This is a genomic window from Conyzicola sp. (genome assembly GCF_046714715.1).
Taxonomy (GTDB): domain Bacteria; phylum Actinomycetota; class Actinomycetes; order Actinomycetales; family Microbacteriaceae; genus Conyzicola.
This window is the reverse complement of the sequence record NZ_JBKKAD010000149.1, coordinates 1-18,790: the sequence shown is the minus strand read 5'-3', so window position 1 is coordinate 18,790 and position 18,790 is coordinate 1. Positions and strand designations below refer to the sequence as shown.

The following is an 18,790-nucleotide window of genomic DNA, read 5'->3' as shown; positions in this document are numbered from 1 at the left end:
TTTCACAAGTCGGCGGGGTTGTCGACGAAGCACTCGATTTCGACCCGGAGACTCGCGTTCTGACTTGAGTCACTGTAGCGTCCCACCCGTCGGATGGCGTCCCATGTCGACGGGTCGACACGATTTCTCTGCACGCCCGTCGTGGTGATGACCACGGGCACCTTCAGTTTATGACTCGGTGCAACGGGCGACGCCACGATCGGGCCGACACTGACCTGCACGGTGCGCACCGCGGTCTTCTTGGCGTGGTCGTTGACCAGCAGCCAGACGGCGGCGAGCAGACCGTCGCGCTGGTTGGCGTCGAGCAGTCCGGCGAGGCTGCCCTTGTCGGTCAGGGTGACCGAGCGGCCGAGCAGCTCGGACTCGGTGATGGCGTGGTACAGCCAGGTCTCCCTGCGGCCCTCGATGAGGTGCAGGCGCAGCTCGGTCGCGAGCGAGGCGGCGACCGAGGCGGTCTTCGGGCGCAGGGGGAGCGCGATGCGCCCGGTGGCGACGGAGTCGAGCAGCTCCTCCGCGGCAAGGTCGAGCCTGGCCAGCTCTTCCGACGCGAGCATGCCGACCGCGAACCGCGGCGCAGACACGGTGCTCTGCACGAGTACACGGTCGAGTTCGACCTGCACCATGCTGCGGAAGCCGCGCACGATCATCACGCCGATCACGACCGGCAGAACCGCGAACGCGAGCGACGTGAGCTGGGCGGCCGCGTTGTCCGCGGTCAGTTCGGTGTTGACGATCATCGCGATGAGGAGCGACGTGCCGATCGCGCCGATCGCGATGAAGATGTCCGACGGGCGCCGCAGGGTGATCACGAGCAGCAGTGCCGTCGCCGCAGTGAGGGAGGCGGTCGCGTAGCGTCCGACATCGTGCAGGTCCCAGATCGCGAGCAGGTCGAGCACGATCACGACCGCGAGCAGGGCGAGGAAGACCGCGAACATCCAGTCGGGAAGGCGGTCGCCCACGACGCTCGCCGTGATGAACGCCAGAACGAGAACCACGATGAGCAGCACCCATGCGCCGAGGGCGGGTACCGGGTTCGGGTAGTCGGGCCAGTGGGAGACAAACCAGCTGAAACCGTAGATGGCGCTCAGGCCGCAGATCAGCGAGGCGCCGATGCCGATGAAAGCGGTGCCCAGGCTCGCACGGTGCGGGCTCTCCGGTCGCACGAAGCGTCGTGCGCCGCCGACGATGCTGCGGCTCGCACGCACCTCGGCGAGGAGGCCGAGCGTGTTCTCGCTCGCGGGGGGAAAGCTCACCGGGGCACCTCCAGGACGACCGTCGTACCCGATCCGGGCTCCGAGAACAGGCGCGCGTGGCCGCCGACTTCCTTGAGCCGCGCCACGACGGATTCTTTGAACCCGAGTCGCGCGGAGTCGACGTCGTCGAGGATGAACCCGACCCCGGCATCCGTGATCATGGCGCGCACCGTGGTGGCGTCGTCGACGATCGTCACGTGTGCTTCGCGCACACCCGAGTGCCTACGCACGTTCTCGAGGCACTCCGCGAGGGCGAGCAGGAACGCGTCGAGTACGTCGCTCGGCAGCAGCACCTGCCCGGTGCCGTGCCAGCTGACCTCGAGTCCCATGCGACCGAAGCGCTGTTTCACCGACTCGAGGGTGGTTCCCAGCACTGTCTCTTCGACCGGTTCGAGGTTGTAGCCGCCCGAGGAGAGCGGGGCGGGCGTGGCGCCCAGGCGCAGTTGTCGCAGCAGTTTGGCGTCGTCGGCCGACTGCTGCTGCAGCGCCGCCGGAGCCACACCCACTCCGGAGTGGGCCAGCAGCGTGAGGGTCGCCAGCACCGTGTCGTGCAGCAGGCGGGCCGACTGACGGCGCTGTGCCTCGATCTCGCTCGCCTGACGTTCCGCGCGGTGTGCGCGCCCGATGCTCGCGATGCGTCGCGCCGCCTGCGGCACGCCGGCGCTGACCCAGATTCCGGCGACGGCGGCGATGACCCAGCCGAGCGACAGGATGCCGAGGGACTGCAGCGGCGGGCGCGCATCCGCGGTGAGCCAGGTGGTCAGCCCCGTGACGACGACGAAGACGGCGGCGAGCACGGCGAGTCGCACTCGGTCGGTCGCCAGCACGAGGGCGATGGACGGCAGCGACGCCGCCGCGAACTGGAAGACCGACGACAAGGCGGCCGGGGTGAGCCCGTCGGGGTTGAGGGTCGTGATGCTCGCGACGATGCCGAGCACCGTCGCCACCTGGACGAGCACCCACAGGTACGAACGGCTGAACCCGACCACGTACTGCGCCGCGGCGAGAAGGATGACGAGCGGCACGACGGGCAAGAACGTGGCGGGGGTGACGGCGTCGGGAAGGACGAGGCAGAGCGCGGCGACGACGGTGAAGCTGAGGCCGCAGATGCGGGCGGTGCGCTGCAACAGGCGGTCGCGTTCCTTCAGAATCGGATCCACCGTGCTCTCGTCCCCCGCGTCGCGTTATCCATCAGATTGCTAGCCACCACACCGTCCCTTCCCGAACGATTGTGGTATTCACACAGTCTGCCACCACTACTGGGGGTGCAGTGTCCTTCGGCGCGGCGTGGGTGCCGGGGTAACCTCTCACATAGAGGGACAACACCGGGGGGATGCCGGGGCCGCAGGGAAACCTGCGGCCTCTGCGCGTTAACGGCCCAATTCGAAACGGCCCGTCGCAAGGCCTCAGGCGGCGAGCAGCCGCGCGAGGTGCGCGCCGACCGCGGCGTCTTCGATGAGAAATCCGTCGTGGCCGAAGTCGGAGCTGATGACGGTGGCCTGTGTGCCGTCGATGTTTCCGGGCACGTGCTTGGCGATGAGCAGCTGTCCTTCGAGCGGAAACAGCCTGTCGCTGTCGATGCCGAGAATGAGAGCCTTGGCGGTGATGCGTCGCAGCGCGGCCGCGACGCCGCCGCGGTCGCGGCCGACGTCGTGCGAGTTCATCGCCTCGACGAGCGTGATGTAGCTGTTCGCGTCGAAGCGGCGCGAGAACTTGTTGCCGTGGAAGTCGAGGTAGCTCTCTACCGCGTACCGGCCGCCGCCGCCCAGCGGGCTGAGGCCGCTCTGCCAGCTGCGTTCGAAACGGTCGTTCAGCTCGTGCGGGGAGCGGTAGTTGAGCAGGGCCATGCGGCGCGCGAGAGCCAGGCCGCGGTGCGGGCCGTCGCCGTCGGCCGCGTCGTAGTAGTCGCCGTCGGCGTACGTCGGGTCCATGCGGATGGCCTCGAGCTGCACGGAGTTCAACGCGATCTGGTCGGCCTGGCTGGTGGGTGGCGCCGCGAGGATCGCAACGCGGTCGAGCCGCTCGGGATAGCCGACGGCCCACTCGAGGGCCTGCATGCCGCCCATCGAGCCGCCGATCACGACCGCCCAGCGCTCGATGCCCAGGGCGGCCGAGAACGCGACCTGCGCGGCCACCTGGTCGCGGATGGTGATGAAGGGAAAATCGGCCGCCCACTCGCGCCCGAACGGCGAGTGCGACGCGGGGCCGGTGGTGCCCTGACAGCCGCCCAGCATGTTGGGCGCCACCACGAACCATTCGTCGGTATCGATGGCTTTGCCCGTGCCGATGTTGCCCGACCACCAGCCGGCCGTCGGATGCCCGGGGCCCGGCAGCCCGATGACGTGACTGTCGCCCGTGAGGGCGTGCAGCACCAGCACCGCATTCGAACGGTCGGCGTTGAGCGTGCCCCACGACTCGTACGCGATGCGCACCGACGGCAGGGCGCCGCCGCGCTCGAGCTGCACCGCACCCACGTTCACGAATCGACGGTCGCCCGCCGGGTCGCCCTCGCGCCAGGCGCCCGTCGCCGAGGGTTTGCCGATCATAAAACGCGTGTCGGCCTCGGTGATGATCGTCGAGGGCACGGTGTCTTCGGGTGTCTGCCAGTCCATGTTCTAGCCAGTATCGCCACAATCGGCGAACGCGGGCGGTTTGTTACGCGTGCGCGTTCGCCGCCACCGCGGCGCGCGCGGCGTCGAACCCCGCCTGGAGGTCGGCGAGGATGTCGTCGATGTTCTCGATACCCACGGAGAGCCGCACGAGGCCAGGCGTCACGCCGGCCGTCAACTGCTGCTCGGGCGTGAGCTGGGAGTGTGTCGTCGAGGCGGGGTGGATGATGAGGCTGCGCACGTCGCCGATGTTCGCGACGTGGCTGAACAGGGCGACGCTGTCGACGAGGGCCCGGCCGGCGTCGACGCCGCCCTTTAGCTCGAACGACAGCACTCCGCCCACGCCCTTCGGCGCGTACTTGCCCGCGGCTTCGTACCAGGGGCTCGTCGGCAGGCCGGAGTAGTTCACCGACGCCACGTCGTCGTGTGTGTCGAGCCACTCCGCCACCGCCTGCGCGTTGGCGACGTGACGCTCGACGCGCAGGCTCAGCGTCTCGATGCCCTGGATGAGGCTGAAGGCGCTGTCGGGCGAGATCGACGAGCCGAGGTCACGCAGCAACTGCACGCGCGCCTTGATGATGTAGGCGATCGGGTCGCCCACCGCCGTCGTATAGCTCGCGCCGTGGTAGCTCGGGTCGGGCTCGGTGAGGCCGGGGAACTTCTTGACGTTCTTGCTCCATTCGAACGTTCCGCCGTCGACGATGACGCCGCCGATCACGGTGCCGTGGCCGCCGAGGTACTTGGTCGCGGAGTGCACGACGATGTCGGCGCCGAACTCGAACGGACGGATGAGGTAGGGCGTCGCGATCGTGTTGTCGACGATGAGCGGCACCCCGTGTTCGTGGGCGACACTGGCGACGAGCGAGATGTCGAGGATATTGATGCGCGGATTTCCGACGGTCTCCGCGTAGAAGAGCTTGGTGTTGGGCCTGACGGCCTCGGCCCACGCCTGCGCGTCGTCCTGGTCCTCGACGAAGGTGGTCTCGATGCCGAGTTTCGCGAGCGTGTATTTGAACAGGTTGTAGGTTCCGCCGTAGATGGACGACGACGACACGATGTGATCGCCGGCCTGCGCGATATTCAGCACGGCGAACGCCTCGGCGGCCTGGCCTGAGGCGACGAGCAACGCCGCCGTTCCGCCCTCGAGCGCCGCAATGCGCTCTTCGACCACGGCCTGGGTGGGGTTCTGGATGCGGGTGTAGATGTTCCCGAATTCGGCGAGCGCGAAGAGATTCTTGGCGTGCTCGGAGTTGTTGAAGACGTACGAGGTGGTCTTGTAGATCGGCGTCGCTCGGGCGTTGGTGACGGGGTCGGGCGCCGCGCCCGAGTGAACCTGCTTGGTTTCGAACTTCCAGTCGCTCATGGTGGCAACCCTTCCTCGTCGAGATGTGCCCGGCCGCGGGGGACGACCGTTGGCAGAGAGCCTATGAACGTGTCCGGCGCCGGGCAACGGCGCCGGACACACGACGTAACCCAGCGCTTGCACCACGCGACTACTCATGCGAGAGTAGTTCGCATGACTTCAGTGCGTCTCTACATCCTCGGCGCGCTCGCCGTGGAGGGTCCGATGCACGGCCACCAGCTGCGCCTGCTCGCCGAGAAGGAGCACGTGCACTACTGGACGGACATCTCCGTCGGCTCCCTCTACGGCGTGATCAAGCGGCTCGCCGCCGAGGGGCTGATCACCGAACTCCGGCTGGAGCGCGAGGGCAACTACCCCGAACGCCAGGTCTACGAGATCTCGCCCGCCGGTCGCGAGGCGCTCGCCGTGCTGCGTCTCGACGCACTGAGCACCGTGGTGTTCAAGCCCGACCCCTTCGACCTCGCCATGTCGCGTCTCGACCCGGACAGCATCGACACCGTGGAGGCCACCTTGCATGGCCGCGTGGCCGACCTCGAGGCCATGCTCGCCGAGAGCGAGGCGCAACGTGCGCGGGCCGACCAGTACCTCACCGCCAACGAACGCTTCGTGCTGTCACACAAGTCGGTCAGGCTCCGCGCCGACATCGACTGGCACAAAGCCCTCATCTTTGAACTTCCCCGAATCATCGCCGACGAATCGGCTCGAACGAAAGCCTCCTCATGACCACACTTCCCGCCCGGGCAGCCGCCCCGGCAATCCCGCGGCGCGCCTGGCAGGCGCTCATCGTGCTGCTCGCCGGCATGTTCATCGCGCTGCTCGACACCACCATCGTGAACGTCGCACTTCCGAGCATCCGAACCTCTCTCGACGCCTCCGAGGCGACGCTGTCCTGGATCATCTCCGGCTATGCGCTCTCGTTCGGACTCGTGCTGATTCCGGCCGGGCGCCTCGGCGACCGCATCGGCCACAAGTGGGTGTTCTTCACCGGGCTCGCGCTCTTCACCGCGGCGAGCGTCGCGTGCGGCCTGGCCCAGAACGACCTACAACTCATCGTCGCGCGCGTCGTGCAGGGCTTCGCCGGCGGCATCTTCGTGCCTGCCGTGACCGCGTTCATCCAGCTGCTCTTCCCCGCCCAGTCGCGCGGCAAGGCCTTCGCGATCATGGGCGCCGTCATCGGCGTCTCGACCGCCCTCGGTCCGATCATCGGCGGCCTGATCATCGAGGCGTTCGGTGAGGAGAACGGCTGGCGTCTCGTCTTCGGGGTCAACCTCCCGATCGGCATCGTCGCCCTGATCGCCGCCGCGATCCTGCTTCCGAACGGGGCAGACGTCAAGGCGGCCAAGGGCGCCAAGTCGGGCATCGACGTGATCGGTCTCGTGTTGCTGTCTGCCGCGCTCATCGCGCTGCTCGTGCCGCTGATCGAGGGCGAAGACCAGGGCTGGCCGCTCTGGACCTACCTCACGCTCGTCGCCGGGGTGCTGCTCGTCGTCGGCTTCGCGTTCTGGGAGATCTCGTACACGAAACGCGGCCTCAGCCCGCTCGTGCCGCCGCGGCTGTTCAGCCACCCGGCGTTCACCGGGGGCACGATCCTCGCCCTCGTCTACTTCGCGGCCTTCACGAGCATCTTCTTCGTGATCTCGCTGCTGTGGCAGTCGGGTCTCGGCCACACCGCGCTGGAGTCGGGACTCGTCTCGATCCCGTTCGCGATCGGCTCGATCATCGGGTCGTCGCAGAGCAACCGGCTCACGGCGCGACTCGGCCGCACCGTGCTCGTCATCGGTGTGACCCTCCTCTCGATCGGACTCATCACGGTCTTCGTGCTGCTGCTCACCGTGCCGGGAGTCGACCTCACCAACTGGATGCTGCTGCTGCCCCTGCTCGTCGCGGGCCTCGGTAACGGGCTGTTCATCGCCCCGAACGCGCAGTTCATCGTGGCCACCGTCGACCGCTCCGAGGCGGGAGGCGCGAGCGGCGTCATCGGCGTGATGCAGCGCATCGGCAGCGCCGTGGGCATCGCGGTGGTGGGCAGCGTGCTGTTCGCCGGAATCGCGAACGCCAACATCCAGGGACCGGGCGACCTGGCGCAGGCCTTCACCGACGCCGCGGCCTGGGCGATCGGACTGAGCGCCGCCCTGAGCGTCGTGGCGCTCGTGCTGGTCTTCGCGCTGCCGAAGTCCGTGTCATCCGGCCACGCGCCCGCGGCACCGACCGAGGAGACCTAGGTACGAGCGTCAGGCCTGCGGAAGGCCCCCTGGTCGACGAACAGCCAGCGGGGCTTCGGCTCGATGATCGGCCGGAAGACCCGGCGCACGATCGGCGCCGACAGCACGATTGAGATCGCGACGCAGGCGAAGACCACGCTCACCAGCCAGACGGCCGAGGTGTGCTCGTCGGTGAGGATGCCGGTCTCCCGCAGCGGGTAGAGGATGAAGCTGTGCAGCAGGTAGACATACATCGTCGACGTGCCGAAGGCGGTGATCCAGGTCTCCCGCCGCGGGATGAGCGCGAAGAACGCGCCGGTGAGCACGATCGCGAGCGCGATCAGACCGAGCCTCACGGCGCCGGCCCACCACTCGCCCTCGCCGAGGCCGCTGTACGAGTCGTCGTAGAAGAACCAGAAGCGCAGGTCGATCGCGCGCCAGAGGGTGATGTTGCCGCCCACGACCGCGAGCCACACGCCCAGCACGGCCGCGGCGAGCAGGCGCACCCACCAGCCGTTCACGACGCGGCGCCAGCGGTCGACAACGCCCCATTCGTTGAATTTCCAGCCGAGCACGAAGAAGGGCAGGATGCCGATGGCGCGTGACAGCGAGAAGGTGCTGTCGACGTTTCCCAGGTATCCGACACCCACCGACAGGGCCACGGCGATGAGCAGCGGGAACCTCAGCAGAGCCAGGTAGGGCAGGACGAGCCGGAAGATGCCCAGCGCGAGCAGAAACCACAGCGTCCAGCTCGGCTGCGTGGGATTGAACTCGCGCTTGCCCTCGACGAGAAACTGCACGAAAGTCCAGATCGACTCCATGATCACGTAGGGCACGATGATGTCGGTGATGACCTTGGTCATCTGGCGCGCGTTCGGCGAACCCGGCCGGGAGAAGTAGCCGCTGATGATGGCGAACGCCGGCATGTGGAACGCGTAGATGAACAGGTAGACGATCAGCGCGTTGTCGGAGTCGGCGGTGAGCCGCTGGATGCCGTGACCGACCACCACGAGAGTGACGCAGAGGAACCGGGCGTTGTCCCAGAACGGCACACGCTCTTTCGCTGCGCCCGACGTGCCGACGGTGGGCGTCGCAGTCGGCGGCATCGTGGCTGTCATTCGTGCCAGTGTAGCGACGGTACTTTTGGATCATGAATCGTCGACGCGTTGTAGTGACCGGTGCCAGCTCGGGAATCGGAGCCGCCACCGTGCGGCTCTTCCGTGAACGCGGGTGGGACGTCGTCGGAGTCGCCCGGCGCGCCGACCGACTCGAGGCGCTCGCCGCCGAGACCGGAGCCGACGTGTTCGTCGCCGACCTCACCGTGCAGGCCGAGGTCGACGCGCTTCGCGACTTCGTGGCCGGCCTCGGCCCCGTGCACGCCCTCGTCAACAACGCCGGCGGCGCCTTCGGCCTCGCCTCGGTCGAGGAGGGCAGCGCCGACGACTGGATCCGCATGTTCGACGTCAACGTCGTCGCGGTCAAGCGCGTCACGTCGGCGTTCCTGCCGCTGTTGCGCCTCGCGGCGGCGGATGTCGACGGTGTCGACATCGTCACCGTCACGTCGATTGCCGGCCACGTCGCCTACGAGGGCGGCGGCGGGTATAACGCGGCGAAGTTCGCCGCACACGCGCTGATGGCGGTGTTGCGGCTCGAGCTCGCCGGCGAACCGATCCGGGTGATCGAGGTGGCGCCCGGCATGGTGAAGACCGAGGAGTTCTCGCTCGTGCGCTTCGGGGGCGACCAGGCCAAGGCCGACGCGGTCTACGACAACGTCGCCGACCCGCTCGTCGCCGACGACATCGCCGAGTCGATCGTGCACGCGGTCGAGCTGCCCTTCCACGTGAACCTCGACCTCGTCACGATCAAGCCGGTCGCCCAGGCCGCCCCGCACAAGGTGGTCCGTGGCGAGTTGAAGCCGCGGGCCTAGCGCTGGCCCCGCGCGGTTCCGCGGCGGGATAACGTGTCTTCTATGACTTCCCTCGCCTCCGATGTGCCGCCCGCTGCCGAACTCACTCCCGACCGCGAGGTGCTCACCTGGGACCAGTTCGGTGTGGCGTCACGCGAGCTCGCACGCGAGGTTCTGCAGAGCGGTTTTGTTCCGGATGTCGTGGTCGCCATCGCGCGCGGAGGCCTGCTTCTCGCCGGGTCGATCGCCTACGCGCTCGGCGCGAAGAGCTGCGGGGCGATGAACATCGAGTTCTACACCGGCGTCGGCGAGCGGCTGCCCGAACCGATCATGCTGCCGCCCATGTTCGACGACTCCACGCTGGACGGCAAGAACGTGCTGCTCGTCGACGACGTCTCCGACTCGGGCCGCACGCTCGCGATGGTCGACCAGTTGCTCAAGTCGAGCGGCGCCACCGTGCGCACAGTCGTGCTGTACACGAAGCCGGGCACCGTGCACGTGCCGCACTACACCTGGAAGAACACCGACCGGTGGATCAACTTCCCCTGGTCTGTACTGCCGGTCGTCGAGGTCGAGGGCCACGTGCACACCCGCGGGGCCGACGCGTGAGCATCCATCTGGTCGGCGGCGGCTGGGCCGACGACTACGACGGCGAGGTCTACAGCGCGTTCCTGCTCGAAGCGTCGCAGCGTGCCCTCGCGAGCGGACGCGACGTCGCCCGCATCGGCGTGCTCTTGGTCTGCGAAGACGCCGAGACGGCTCGCGACCGCGCGTCGCAGTACCGCGAGCAGCTGCTGCGGGTTGCGCTCTGCGAACCGTTCGTCACCGCCATCGTCGAGGGCGAACTCTTCACCTCGACCGTGCTCTCCGGCATCGACGCGCTGCTGATCGGCGGGGGACTGACTCCGGCCTACCTCGACGCGGTCGCCCCGATCGTCGAAGAGATCCGGATGCTCGTGGGTGACTCGCTGCCGTACCTCGGCTTCTCGGCGGGCGCCGCCATAGCGGCGGACACCGCCATCATCGGCGGCTGGAAGATCGGCGACGTGGAGGTGAGCGCCGAGGCCGCGAGCGACGACCTCGTCGACGTCACCGTCGCCGAGGGGCTCGGCCTCGTCGATCTCGCCATCGAGGTGCACGCCGCTCAGTGGGGCACTCTCTCCCGGCTCGTGGCGGCCACCGAGGCGGGCCTCGTCGACGGCGGCATCGCGATCGACGAGTTCACCGCGCTGATCGTGGGCGACGACCTGTTGCGCGTCGTCGGCACCGGGAGCATCTGGCAGGTAGACCGCACCGACGACGGCGTGAGCGTGAGCACCCTGGGCGCATGAGCCCGCACCGTCTGACCGACCTGCTCGACCCCGGTTGGGCTGAGGCTCTCGAACCGGTCGCGCCGAACATCGCCGCCCTCGGCGACTTCTTGCGCGCCGAGACCGCGAACGGGCACGGCTACCTGCCGGCCGGCCGCGACGTGCTGCGCGCTTTCACGCGCCCGCTCGCCGACGTGCGCGTGCTCATCGTCGGCCAAGACCCGTATCCGACGCCCGGGCACGCCATCGGCCTGTCCTTCGCGGTCGACCGCGACGTGCGTCCGCTGCCGCGCAGCCTGAATAACATCTACCGCGAACTGCGCGACGACCTCGGCCTCGATCCGCCCGAGCACGGCGACCTGGGCGCGTGGGCCGACCACGGGGTGATGCTGCTCAACCGGGTGCTCACGGTGCGGCCCGGCGCCGCAGCATCGCACCGCGGCAAAGGCTGGGAGGCCGTGACGGATGCCGCGATCCGGGCGCTCGTCGCGCGGGACGAGCCGCTCGTGGCCATTCTCTGGGGTCGCGACGCGCAGGCGCTGAAGCCGCTGCTCGCGGCCACCCCGACGATCGAGTCGGCGCATCCGAGCCCGCTCTCGGCGTCGCGTGGCTTCTTCGGGTCGCGGCCGTTCAGCCGCGCGAATGCGGAGCTCGTGGCACGCGGGGCGCATCCGGTCGACTGGTCGCTCTGAAGCGCAACCTTGTTGAGCAACTCTCCTCGGGAGTAGCTTCTAGCCATGCCAGCTTCCGCGACGACCATCGACGTCTCCCACCTGTCCAAGTCGTTCGGTCCCGTCGAGGCGGTCGCCGACCTGAGCTTCGTCGTCGAGCCGGGCAGCGTCACCGGCTTCCTCGGGCCGAACGGCGCCGGCAAGACAACGACACTGCGGATGCTGCTCGGACTGGTGAACCCGAGCTCGGGTTCGGCGACCTTCGGGGGAGTGGGCTACCGTGACCTGCCGAGCCCGCTCGAGACGGTCGGAACGGCGCTCGAGGCGTCGAGCTTCCACCCCGGCCGTACCGCGCGCAACCACCTGCGGGTCTACACGACCGCCACCGGCATCGACCCGGCACGCATCGACCGCGTGCTGAAGCAGGTGGGCATCGACGCCTACGCCGACCGCCGCGTGGGCGGCTACTCGCTCGGCATGCGGCAACGGCTGGGGCTGGCCTTCGCACTGCTCGGCGACCCGCGGGTGCTCGTGCTCGACGAGCCGATCAACGGTCTCGACCCCGAGGGAATCCGCTGGATCCGCGGGTTCCTGCGCGAGCTGGCCGCGGAGGGCCGCACGGTGCTCGTCTCGTCGCACCTGCTCAGCGAGGTGCAGCAGAGTGTCGACCGGGCCATCATCATCACTCGCGGCCGCCTCGTCTACGACGGGACGCTGAGCGGGCTGGAGTTCACCGCCCGCGTCGTGGTCGACGCCCCCGACCGGGCGGCCCTGCACTCGGCGCTGCTCGCCGCCGGCGCACGGGTCGACGTGAGCGACGGCGGGCTCATCGTGAAAGAGCTCGACGGGGCCGCGATCGGCGCCATCGCGCACCGCGCGGGCGTGCCGCTCAGTCTGCTCGCCGAACAGCAGGAGGGCCTCGAGAGCGCCTTCCTCGAACTCACCGGAACCGAACCGGAACCCGTGCCCGGCGCGCACAGACAGGGGGCCCACGCCGCACCGATCGAGGGGGACGCATCATGAGCATCGTCAGGGCCACGCGGGCCGAACTGGCCAAGATCTTCACCGTCCGGCTCTGGTGGATCCTCGCCCTCGTCATGGTCGTCTACGTCGGCGGCCTCGCCGGAATTCTCGCGGGCGTGTTCGGCGGGCTCGACCTCTCCGCCGACCCGACCGCTCCCACCATCGACGCGTCGCAGCTGCACCTCATCATCTACAGCACGGCCTCGGCGATCGGCTACGTCTTCCCCGTGCTGCTCGGCGCGCTCTCGGCCACCTCCGAGTCGCGCCATCAGACCCTCACCCCGACGTTCCTGGCCAACCCCCGCCGCGCGCAGGTGCTCGTGGCCAAGGGCATCGCGATGGCCCTGATCGGAGCGTTCTACGGCGTCGTGGCGCTCGTCGGATCCGTCGGGACGGGCGCCGCCGTGCTCGCCGCCCTCGGTAAGAACACGGGACTCGACGATTCGGACACCTGGGTTCTGGTCGCGCGGGTCGTGCTCGCGATGGCCCTCTGGGCGGTGATCGGGGTCGCCCTCGGCACCCTCGTGCCCAACCAGGTCGCCGCCCTCGTGATCGTGCTCGCCTTCACCCAGTTCGTCGAGCCGATCCTGCGTTCGGTGTCGGCCATCTGGGAGTGGACGGCGCGCGTCGGCCAGTTCCTCCCGGGTTCGGCGAGCGACGCCCTGGTCGGCTGGAGCGTCTTCACCTCGCTCGGTGCCATGACGACCGATGTCGTCGAACTCGAGTGGTGGCAGGGCGGCCTCGTGCTGTTCGGCATCGCAGCGGTCGTGGGCGTCGTCGGCTACTTCGCCGTGTGGAAGCGCGACGTCACCTGAGCCGCTGCCCTGCGCCACGTGGCACCTCTCGGCATCTGGTTGACTTGTCGTGAATGGAGGGCTCACGATGCTCGAAGAGGAATACCAGCCGCGACGGGTTCTTCCGCCGCACCTGAAGAAGGCGCCGGCCCCCCAGCCGACCTTCGAGTATTCGATCCGCCCGGCGATCGCCGAGGACCTCCCGCACATCCGCGAGATCTACAACCACTACGTCATGAACTCGACGGTGACCTTCGACGAGAAACCGATGACGATCGCCGCCCTGCGCAAGAAGTTCCAGGCGGTGGGCAAGCTCGGCTTTCCGTTCATCGTGGCCGTCAGCCCGAGCGGGCAGATCCTCGGCTATGCCTACGTCTACCCCTGGAAAGACAAGGCGGCCTACCGCTTCACGGTCGAGAACTCGATCTATCTGGGCCCGGGAGCCACCGGCAAGGGGCTCGGCAAGGTGCTGCTCGGCGAGCTGATCACGCGGTCGAAGACCGCGGGAATCAAGGAGATCATCGCCGTCATCGCCGACAGGGGAGCCGAGTCGTCGATCAAGATCCACAAGGACTTCGGCTTCAAGGACATCGGCCACATGGGCAAGGTCGGCTACAAGTTCGACCGCTGGCTGGGCACCTACATGATGCAGAAGAGCCTCAAGTAGAGCGTTCTCAGCGGGCGGTGTAGACGCTCTCGTAGACCTCGCCGGAGATCTCGACGGAGCGGGTGTACGAGTCGAGTCCGCCGATCGTGGCGATCACCGAGATCCAGCTTTCGCCGCGCAGCACGTTCATGATCGCCGGGTCGAGTGAGCGGTCGCCCTGCACGCCGTACGCGACGGCGTCGGGGGTGGTTTCCTCGTTGAGCCCCTGCTCGGCGAAACTCGCGACGACGGCCGGGCGGGTGGCGGCGCTGAGCGGCGCCACCGAGATCGTGAAACTGCTCACCTCGCTGTCGGAGAAACCCCAGATGCAGCTGATTCCGCCAGCCTGCTCTTCGGGGGTCGCATCGACGAGATAGTCGCTGCCGTACCTGCCGCCGGGGCCGCCGAGCAGCACTATGCCCTCAGCGGCGAACTCGTCGATGCGCGACTGGGGCAGAATCGACGCGCAGTCGGTGGGCATAGTGAAGGTGAGAGTGCTCGGCGTGACCGTCGGTTCGGCGGTGGGCGTCTCGGTGGTCTCGGCCGTCGGTGCGGCCTGCGGGGCCTCTTCGGCGGTGCACCCGGCGAGGGCTGCCACGAGGGCGATGGCGATCGGCAGAATCGCCAGTTTCTTCGATGAGCTCATTGGTGCTCCTTCCCGTTTGTCGAACCTAGCAGTAGGCGCGGGGGTGCCCGACCACCCCCTCACACAGGAGCGGCCGGGCATACCGCGGGCGGCGGAAACGTCAGTTGCGCGGGGTGGCCCTCCGCAGCACGACGTAGCCGGTGATCGCCGCGATCGCGGTGGGCAGCAGCGTCCAGAGGATGACGCCGTTGACTCCCGTCTCGACGAACCAGGCGCCCACCGCCGGCCAGGAGTCGGTGAAGGTGGCGACCGCGATGAGGGCCACGATCCAGAGAGTGATGGCCGCCCAGAGGGCGATCATGCCGTGGGCCCGCCACCGCACGTAGACGGCCGCGAAGGCCGCCCCGAGGAAGAAGAAGAACGCGAAGATCGTGAAGAACAGGCCGAACCGCACGTACCACTCGCCCACTCCGAAGTAGACCGAGGTGAACATGTGGCCGCCGAGCCCCCAGCCTCCCGTCGCGTCCTCGACGAGCGAGAGCACCGTGAGGCCGGCCGCGTACATCGCCGACAGCAGGATGAACGCGATCGAGGTGCCCAGGTAGAAGTCACGTCTCGTCACGCTGTAGCCCTGCGCGAACGGGAAGGTGAGGTTGATCGCCTGGATGGCCACGATCGTCATGTACACGAAGATGTAGAACGAGGCGCCGCTCCAGTTGAGTCCCTCCTGCGCGTTGGTGCGTGATTCCTCGTCCGCCACAGAGGCGAAGATGATCGCCCAGATGGCGAGATTCACCAGGAAGATGAATCCCAGGATCAACCACGGCACCGTGATCGTGGTGGCCGGGTTCACGAAGTGCAGGCGCACGACCGCGAGGATGCGGTTCGGCGGGGCCGGGCGCGCGTGGGTTGCGGTCTCGGCGAGGGTCGCGGTGGTCATGAGTCCTTGCTCCATTCTGTGTTCGCGGTGGCACGGTCGCTCGTGGTGACGCGCACGACGAGCTGCTGCAACGAGACCGGGGAGAGCTCGAGGCCGGCGGCCGTCGCAGCTTCGCGCTCGGCGGGGGAGAGGCGCCCGACGGTCACGGACGACAGCCCGCCGAGCCGTTCGCTGTGCAGGATGTCGCGGCCGGACGTGAAAGCGTCGACAGCCGCGCGCTGCCCTGCGACGGTCGTGGCCGACCCGCGTAGTTCTTCCGCCGGGGCATCCATGATGATCTTTCCGTCGTCGATGACGATCACGTGCTCCAGCAGGTTGCTCACCTCGTCGATGAGGTGGGTAGACAGCACGACGGTGCGCGGGTGTTCGGCGTAGTCCTCGAGCAGGCGGTCGTAGAAGATCTGTCTGGCGACGGCGTCGAGGCCGAGGTACGGCTCGTCGAAGAAGGTGATCGGCGCGCGCGAGGCGAGTCCGACGATCACGCCGATCGCCGAGAGCTGACCGCGCGACAGTTTCTTGATGCGCCGGTTCACCGGCAGGCGGAAGTCGGCGACGAGCCGCTCGGCGAAGGCCGCGTCCCAGTTGGGGAAGAACCACGGGGCGCTACGCAGCACGTGCTTCGGTTTGAAGTCGTCGGGATACTTCTGGCTCTCCTTGACGAAGCAGACGCGGGAGAGAGCGCGCGAGTTCTCGACCGGGTTCTCGCCGAAGACCCGGATGCTGCCTTCCGATACGAAATCCTGACCGGTGATGAGCTGCATCATCGTCGTCTTTCCCGCCCCATTGCGGCCGAGCAGGCCGTAGATGCGGTTCTCGTCGATCGAGAACGTCGCGTCGTCGATCGCGGCGAGCTGACCGAATCTCTTTCCGAGGCCCGTGACCTCGATTACGGCACTCACGATGTCTCTTCCTTCCTGATCATGTCGGCCAGCTGCGTCGACGTGATGCCGAGTTTTGCGGCTTCGGCGACGAGCGGCCTGACGAACTCCGTGTGAAATGTCTCGCGGCGAGCCTCCGTCAGGCGGGTTCTCGCTCCTTCGGCGACGAACATGCCGATACCCCTTTTCTTGTAGAGGATTCCCGCGTCGACGAGCAGATTGACGCCTTTGCCGGCGGTGGCGGGATTGATGCGGTAGTAGGTGGCGAACTCGTTGGTCGACGGCACTTGGGTCTCTTCCGCGAGTATGCCGGCGAGGATGTCGTTCTCTATCCCCTCCGCGATCTGCACGAAGATCGGCCGTGACTCATCCACGATGCGCCTGCTTCGCTGGTTCATTACTCATGTAACTAACCAACCAGCCGCGGCGGGCCGTGTCAAGACCCTAGGCTCGGAGAATGTTCGAACTCCACCACCTCACCGCCCAGGAGCAGGCCGACTGGCTGCGCCGCGGCGATGTCTCGCCCACCGAACTCGCGGCGCACTACCTCGAGCGCATCGCCCGCCTCGACGGCGAGCTCGGCGCCTTCACGACGGTGACCCCGGAGGCGGCGCTCGCCCGCGCGGCGCACGTCGAGTCGACGGTCTCGCGAGCCGTCGCCCTCTGGGGACTGCCGCTCGGCGACAAAGACCTGAGCGCGCGCAGGGGCGTGCGGACCACCTACGGGTCGCGGCTGTTCGAACACTTCGTTCCCGAGCAGTCGGACGAGATCGTCACCGTGCTCGACGACGCGGGCGGGGTGAGCCTCGGCAAGACCAACGCGCCCGAGTTCGGTATGCCCAGCTATACCGAGTCGTTCGTGGCCCCGCCGGCGCGCAACCCCTACGACACGACGCTCGGCGCCGGCGGCAGCAGCGGGGGAGCGGCCGTCGCCGTCGCCGCCGGCCTGCTGCCCGTCGCACCGGGCTCCGACGGCGGCGGGTCGATCCGCATCCCCGCCGCGGCGACCGGTCTCGTCGGTGTGAAGCCGTCGCGCGGACGCATACCGTCGAACGCCGGGTTCGCGTCGCTCGGGGGTCTCGTCACGCCCGGTCCGATCGCACGCACGGTCGCCGACGCCGCGATGCTGCTCGACGCGATGATCGACGGCGGCGCGTATCAATACGGCACGCGCGCGCCGTCGTGGGACGGCGGCGCGCTGCTCAACGCCGCCGTGCGCGGCGAAGGGCGGTTCGAGATCGGCGTGATGACGACCTCGCCGTGGGACAGCGCCTACGAGATCACCGTCTCGCCCGAGGCCATCGCCGCGCTCGAGACCGCGGTCGGCGAACTCGCCGTGCTCGGCCACGGGCTCGAAGACCTCGCGCTCGAACCGGACGACACGTACGGTCCGGCGTTCCGCACGATCTGGCAGGCCGGCGCCTCGACCATCCCCGCCGAGGGGGAACAGCTCGAGCTGCTCGAACCCCTGACGCAGTGGCTCGTGGCCCGCGGGCGGCAGCTGGGCGCACGGGACCTCGCGGAGGCGCTGACCACACTGACGCGGTTCGAGCGCAGTGTCATCCGCCAGTTCTCGCACGTCGACGCGGTCATCACGCCCGCCCTCGCGCTCACCCCACGCCCGATCGGCTGGTACGACCCGGTCGACGCCGAGCGCAACTTCGAGCAGCAGGTGCAGTACACGCCGTTCACGTCGTTCGCGAACGTGAGCGGGCTGCCCGCGATCACGCTTCCGGTCGCGGTGACGGATGCGGGCGTGCCCATGGGCGTGCAGGTGATCGGTCGCCCGGGTGGCGAGCACACCCTGCTCGCCATCGGCGCCCAGCTCGAACGCCGGTTCGCGTGGCAGCGCAGGCACCCGCCGCAGTGGTGACGCCGCTCTGGAGGGTGCGCTTCTAGCTCAGGCCGGCGTTGCGACGGATCTCGTCGATGCGCGCGGTGGAGAAGCCCACGAACCAGTGGTCGCCGGCGATGAGATAGTGCAGGGTCACCCCTTCGGTCAGTGCTCCCGTGAAGAGTTCGCCGTCGCCGTAGATCTCGTTGCTGTAGCCCGCCGCACCGAGTCGGGCGATCTGCGTCGCCCGCTGTTCGGCGGTGATGGGCGCTAGCCCGTAGTGCTCGGAGGCATCCGACCGCACAACACCCCACTGGCAGAGCAGGCCGCCCGACGTCACGAAGGCCGCCTCGGGCCAGCCCTGGTCGACCGCGCGCTGGGCGAAATCGTCGCTGAGCTGGTAGTCGTGCGCCGCGAAGGCGTCGAGCGACGACTCGTCGAGCACCGTGTCGCACGCGAGCGCGGCGGGGTCGGCGGTCGGTGCGGCCGTCTGCGTGGGCGCGGTTGTGGGTGCGGGCGACTGCGCGGGCGCGGTCGGGGTCTCGGTGACCGAGATGTCGGGAAACGACGGCGCACACCCGCCGAGCATCAGCGCGAACGTGACGACGACGGTGGCGGCGGCTGCTGTGCAGGCCCTCATGCACGAGAGGATAGCGAATCCAGCAGCCGCCGACGGTCACGATCCGGCCACGGTTCGGCTAGTGCGCGAGCACGGGCTCCGCGTCGTCGGCCGGCACCGTGTGCAGCGCGAGCCCCTGATCGCGGCGGCGGAACAG

At 68.5% G+C, this 18,790-nt stretch carries 20 protein-coding genes; 10 read left to right on the top strand and 10 right to left on the bottom strand.

Features of this window, described 5'->3' with window-relative positions:
* Positions 1 to 2 precede the first annotated feature (2 nt).
* From ACLQ6X_RS11055 to ACLQ6X_RS11040, 4 genes are all read right to left on the bottom strand, one after another.
* Positions 3 to 1,253: a hypothetical protein gene (locus ACLQ6X_RS11055; protein WP_411700212.1), complete on the bottom strand. Its 1,251-nt coding sequence runs from the start codon at positions 1,251 to 1,253 to the stop codon at positions 3 to 5.
* Entirely contained in the window at positions 1,250 to 2,413 is a 1,164-nt protein-coding gene (locus ACLQ6X_RS11050; RefSeq protein ID WP_411700211.1) for a sensor histidine kinase, read from the bottom strand. The genes ACLQ6X_RS11055 and ACLQ6X_RS11050 overlap by 4 nt, the downstream gene beginning before the upstream one ends.
* A gap of 246 nt (positions 2,414 to 2,659) precedes the next feature.
* The gene (metX, locus tag ACLQ6X_RS11045) at positions 2,660 to 3,865 is read right to left on the bottom strand and encodes a homoserine O-acetyltransferase MetX (RefSeq protein WP_411700210.1); all 1,206 of its coding nucleotides are present in this window, start codon (positions 3,863 to 3,865) and stop codon (positions 2,660 to 2,662) included.
* A gap of 43 nt (positions 3,866 to 3,908) precedes the next feature.
* Positions 3,909 to 5,225, bottom strand: a complete 1,317-nt coding sequence (locus ACLQ6X_RS11040; RefSeq protein ID WP_411700209.1) for a bifunctional o-acetylhomoserine/o-acetylserine sulfhydrylase — start codon at positions 5,223 to 5,225, stop codon at positions 3,909 to 3,911.
* A 153-nt stretch (positions 5,226 to 5,378) separates the two neighbouring features.
* Between ACLQ6X_RS11040 and ACLQ6X_RS11035 the strand changes: the two genes are divergently transcribed.
* Both ACLQ6X_RS11035 and ACLQ6X_RS11030 read left to right on the top strand, forming a co-directional pair.
* Positions 5,379 to 5,948, top strand: a complete 570-nt coding sequence (locus ACLQ6X_RS11035) for a PadR family transcriptional regulator (protein ID WP_411700208.1) — start codon at positions 5,379 to 5,381, stop codon at positions 5,946 to 5,948.
* On the top strand, positions 5,945 to 7,447 hold the full coding sequence (locus ACLQ6X_RS11030) for an MFS transporter (protein ID WP_411700207.1): 1,503 nt from the start codon (positions 5,945 to 5,947) through the stop codon (positions 7,445 to 7,447). Before ACLQ6X_RS11035 ends, ACLQ6X_RS11030 begins: the two co-directional genes overlap by 4 nt.
* On the opposite strand, the gene ACLQ6X_RS11025 is transcribed toward ACLQ6X_RS11030, so the two are convergent.
* Positions 7,444 to 8,544: an acyltransferase family protein gene (locus ACLQ6X_RS11025; protein WP_411700206.1), complete on the bottom strand. Its 1,101-nt coding sequence runs from the start codon at positions 8,542 to 8,544 to the stop codon at positions 7,444 to 7,446. The genes ACLQ6X_RS11030 and ACLQ6X_RS11025 overlap by 4 nt on opposite strands.
* Before the next feature lie 32 nt (positions 8,545 to 8,576).
* Between ACLQ6X_RS11025 and ACLQ6X_RS11020 the strand changes: the two genes are divergently transcribed.
* The 7 genes from ACLQ6X_RS11020 (at position 8,577) to ACLQ6X_RS10990 (ending at position 13,797) form a co-directional block, all read left to right on the top strand.
* The gene (locus ACLQ6X_RS11020; RefSeq protein WP_411700205.1) at positions 8,577 to 9,353 is read left to right on the top strand and encodes an SDR family NAD(P)-dependent oxidoreductase; all 777 of its coding nucleotides are present in this window, start codon (positions 8,577 to 8,579) and stop codon (positions 9,351 to 9,353) included.
* Positions 9,354 to 9,395: 42 nt separating this feature from the next.
* Positions 9,396 to 9,941: a phosphoribosyltransferase gene (locus ACLQ6X_RS11015; protein ID WP_411700204.1), complete on the top strand. Its 546-nt coding sequence runs from the start codon at positions 9,396 to 9,398 to the stop codon at positions 9,939 to 9,941.
* The gene (locus ACLQ6X_RS11010) at positions 9,938 to 10,663 is read left to right on the top strand and encodes a Type 1 glutamine amidotransferase-like domain-containing protein (protein WP_411700203.1); all 726 of its coding nucleotides are present in this window, start codon (positions 9,938 to 9,940) and stop codon (positions 10,661 to 10,663) included. Before ACLQ6X_RS11015 ends, ACLQ6X_RS11010 begins: the two co-directional genes overlap by 4 nt.
* Positions 10,660 to 11,334 (top strand): uracil-DNA glycosylase, encoded by a 675-nt coding sequence (locus ACLQ6X_RS11005; protein WP_411700202.1) that lies wholly within the window; start codon positions 10,660 to 10,662, stop codon positions 11,332 to 11,334. Before ACLQ6X_RS11010 ends, ACLQ6X_RS11005 begins: the two co-directional genes overlap by 4 nt.
* 45 nt (positions 11,335 to 11,379) lie before the next feature.
* Positions 11,380 to 12,336 carry an ABC transporter ATP-binding protein gene (locus tag ACLQ6X_RS11000; RefSeq protein WP_411700201.1) on the top strand — a complete coding sequence of 319 codons (957 nt, stop codon included), beginning with the start codon at positions 11,380 to 11,382 and terminating at the stop codon, positions 12,334 to 12,336.
* Positions 12,333 to 13,151, top strand: a complete 819-nt coding sequence (locus tag ACLQ6X_RS10995) for an ABC transporter permease (RefSeq protein ID WP_411700200.1) — start codon at positions 12,333 to 12,335, stop codon at positions 13,149 to 13,151. The genes ACLQ6X_RS11000 and ACLQ6X_RS10995 overlap by 4 nt, the downstream gene beginning before the upstream one ends.
* Positions 13,152 to 13,218: 67 nt before the next feature.
* Positions 13,219 to 13,797, top strand: coding sequence for an N-acetyltransferase family protein (locus ACLQ6X_RS10990; protein ID WP_411700214.1), 579 nt, complete (start codon positions 13,219 to 13,221; stop codon positions 13,795 to 13,797).
* 7 nt (positions 13,798 to 13,804) lie between these two features.
* Here ACLQ6X_RS10990 and ACLQ6X_RS10985 read toward each other — a convergent pair whose 3' ends face one another.
* The 4 genes from ACLQ6X_RS10985 to ACLQ6X_RS10970 all read right to left on the bottom strand — a co-directional run bounded on the left by ACLQ6X_RS10985 (position 13,805) and on the right by ACLQ6X_RS10970 (position 16,557).
* Positions 13,805 to 14,422, bottom strand: coding sequence for a hypothetical protein (locus ACLQ6X_RS10985; protein WP_411700199.1), 618 nt, complete (start codon positions 14,420 to 14,422; stop codon positions 13,805 to 13,807).
* 100 nt (positions 14,423 to 14,522) lie between these two features.
* On the bottom strand, positions 14,523 to 15,302 hold the full coding sequence (locus ACLQ6X_RS10980) for an ABC transporter permease (RefSeq protein ID WP_411700198.1): 780 nt from the start codon (positions 15,300 to 15,302) through the stop codon (positions 14,523 to 14,525).
* Positions 15,299 to 16,201, bottom strand: coding sequence for an ABC transporter ATP-binding protein (locus ACLQ6X_RS10975; protein WP_411700197.1), 903 nt, complete (start codon positions 16,199 to 16,201; stop codon positions 15,299 to 15,301). The genes ACLQ6X_RS10980 and ACLQ6X_RS10975 overlap by 4 nt, the downstream gene beginning before the upstream one ends.
* Entirely contained in the window at positions 16,198 to 16,557 is a 360-nt protein-coding gene (locus ACLQ6X_RS10970; RefSeq protein WP_411700213.1) for a GntR family transcriptional regulator, read from the bottom strand. The genes ACLQ6X_RS10975 and ACLQ6X_RS10970 overlap by 4 nt, the downstream gene beginning before the upstream one ends.
* A gap of 80 nt (positions 16,558 to 16,637) precedes the next feature.
* Here ACLQ6X_RS10970 and ACLQ6X_RS10965 point away from each other — a divergent pair, with 80 nt between their 5' ends.
* Positions 16,638 to 18,053, top strand: coding sequence for an amidase (locus ACLQ6X_RS10965; RefSeq protein WP_411700196.1), 1,416 nt, complete (start codon positions 16,638 to 16,640; stop codon positions 18,051 to 18,053).
* 22 nt (positions 18,054 to 18,075) lie between these two features.
* On the opposite strand, the gene ACLQ6X_RS10960 is transcribed toward ACLQ6X_RS10965, so the two are convergent.
* The gene (locus ACLQ6X_RS10960) at positions 18,076 to 18,654 is read right to left on the bottom strand and encodes a hypothetical protein (protein ID WP_411700195.1); all 579 of its coding nucleotides are present in this window, start codon (positions 18,652 to 18,654) and stop codon (positions 18,076 to 18,078) included.
* Positions 18,655 to 18,790 lie beyond the last annotated feature (136 nt).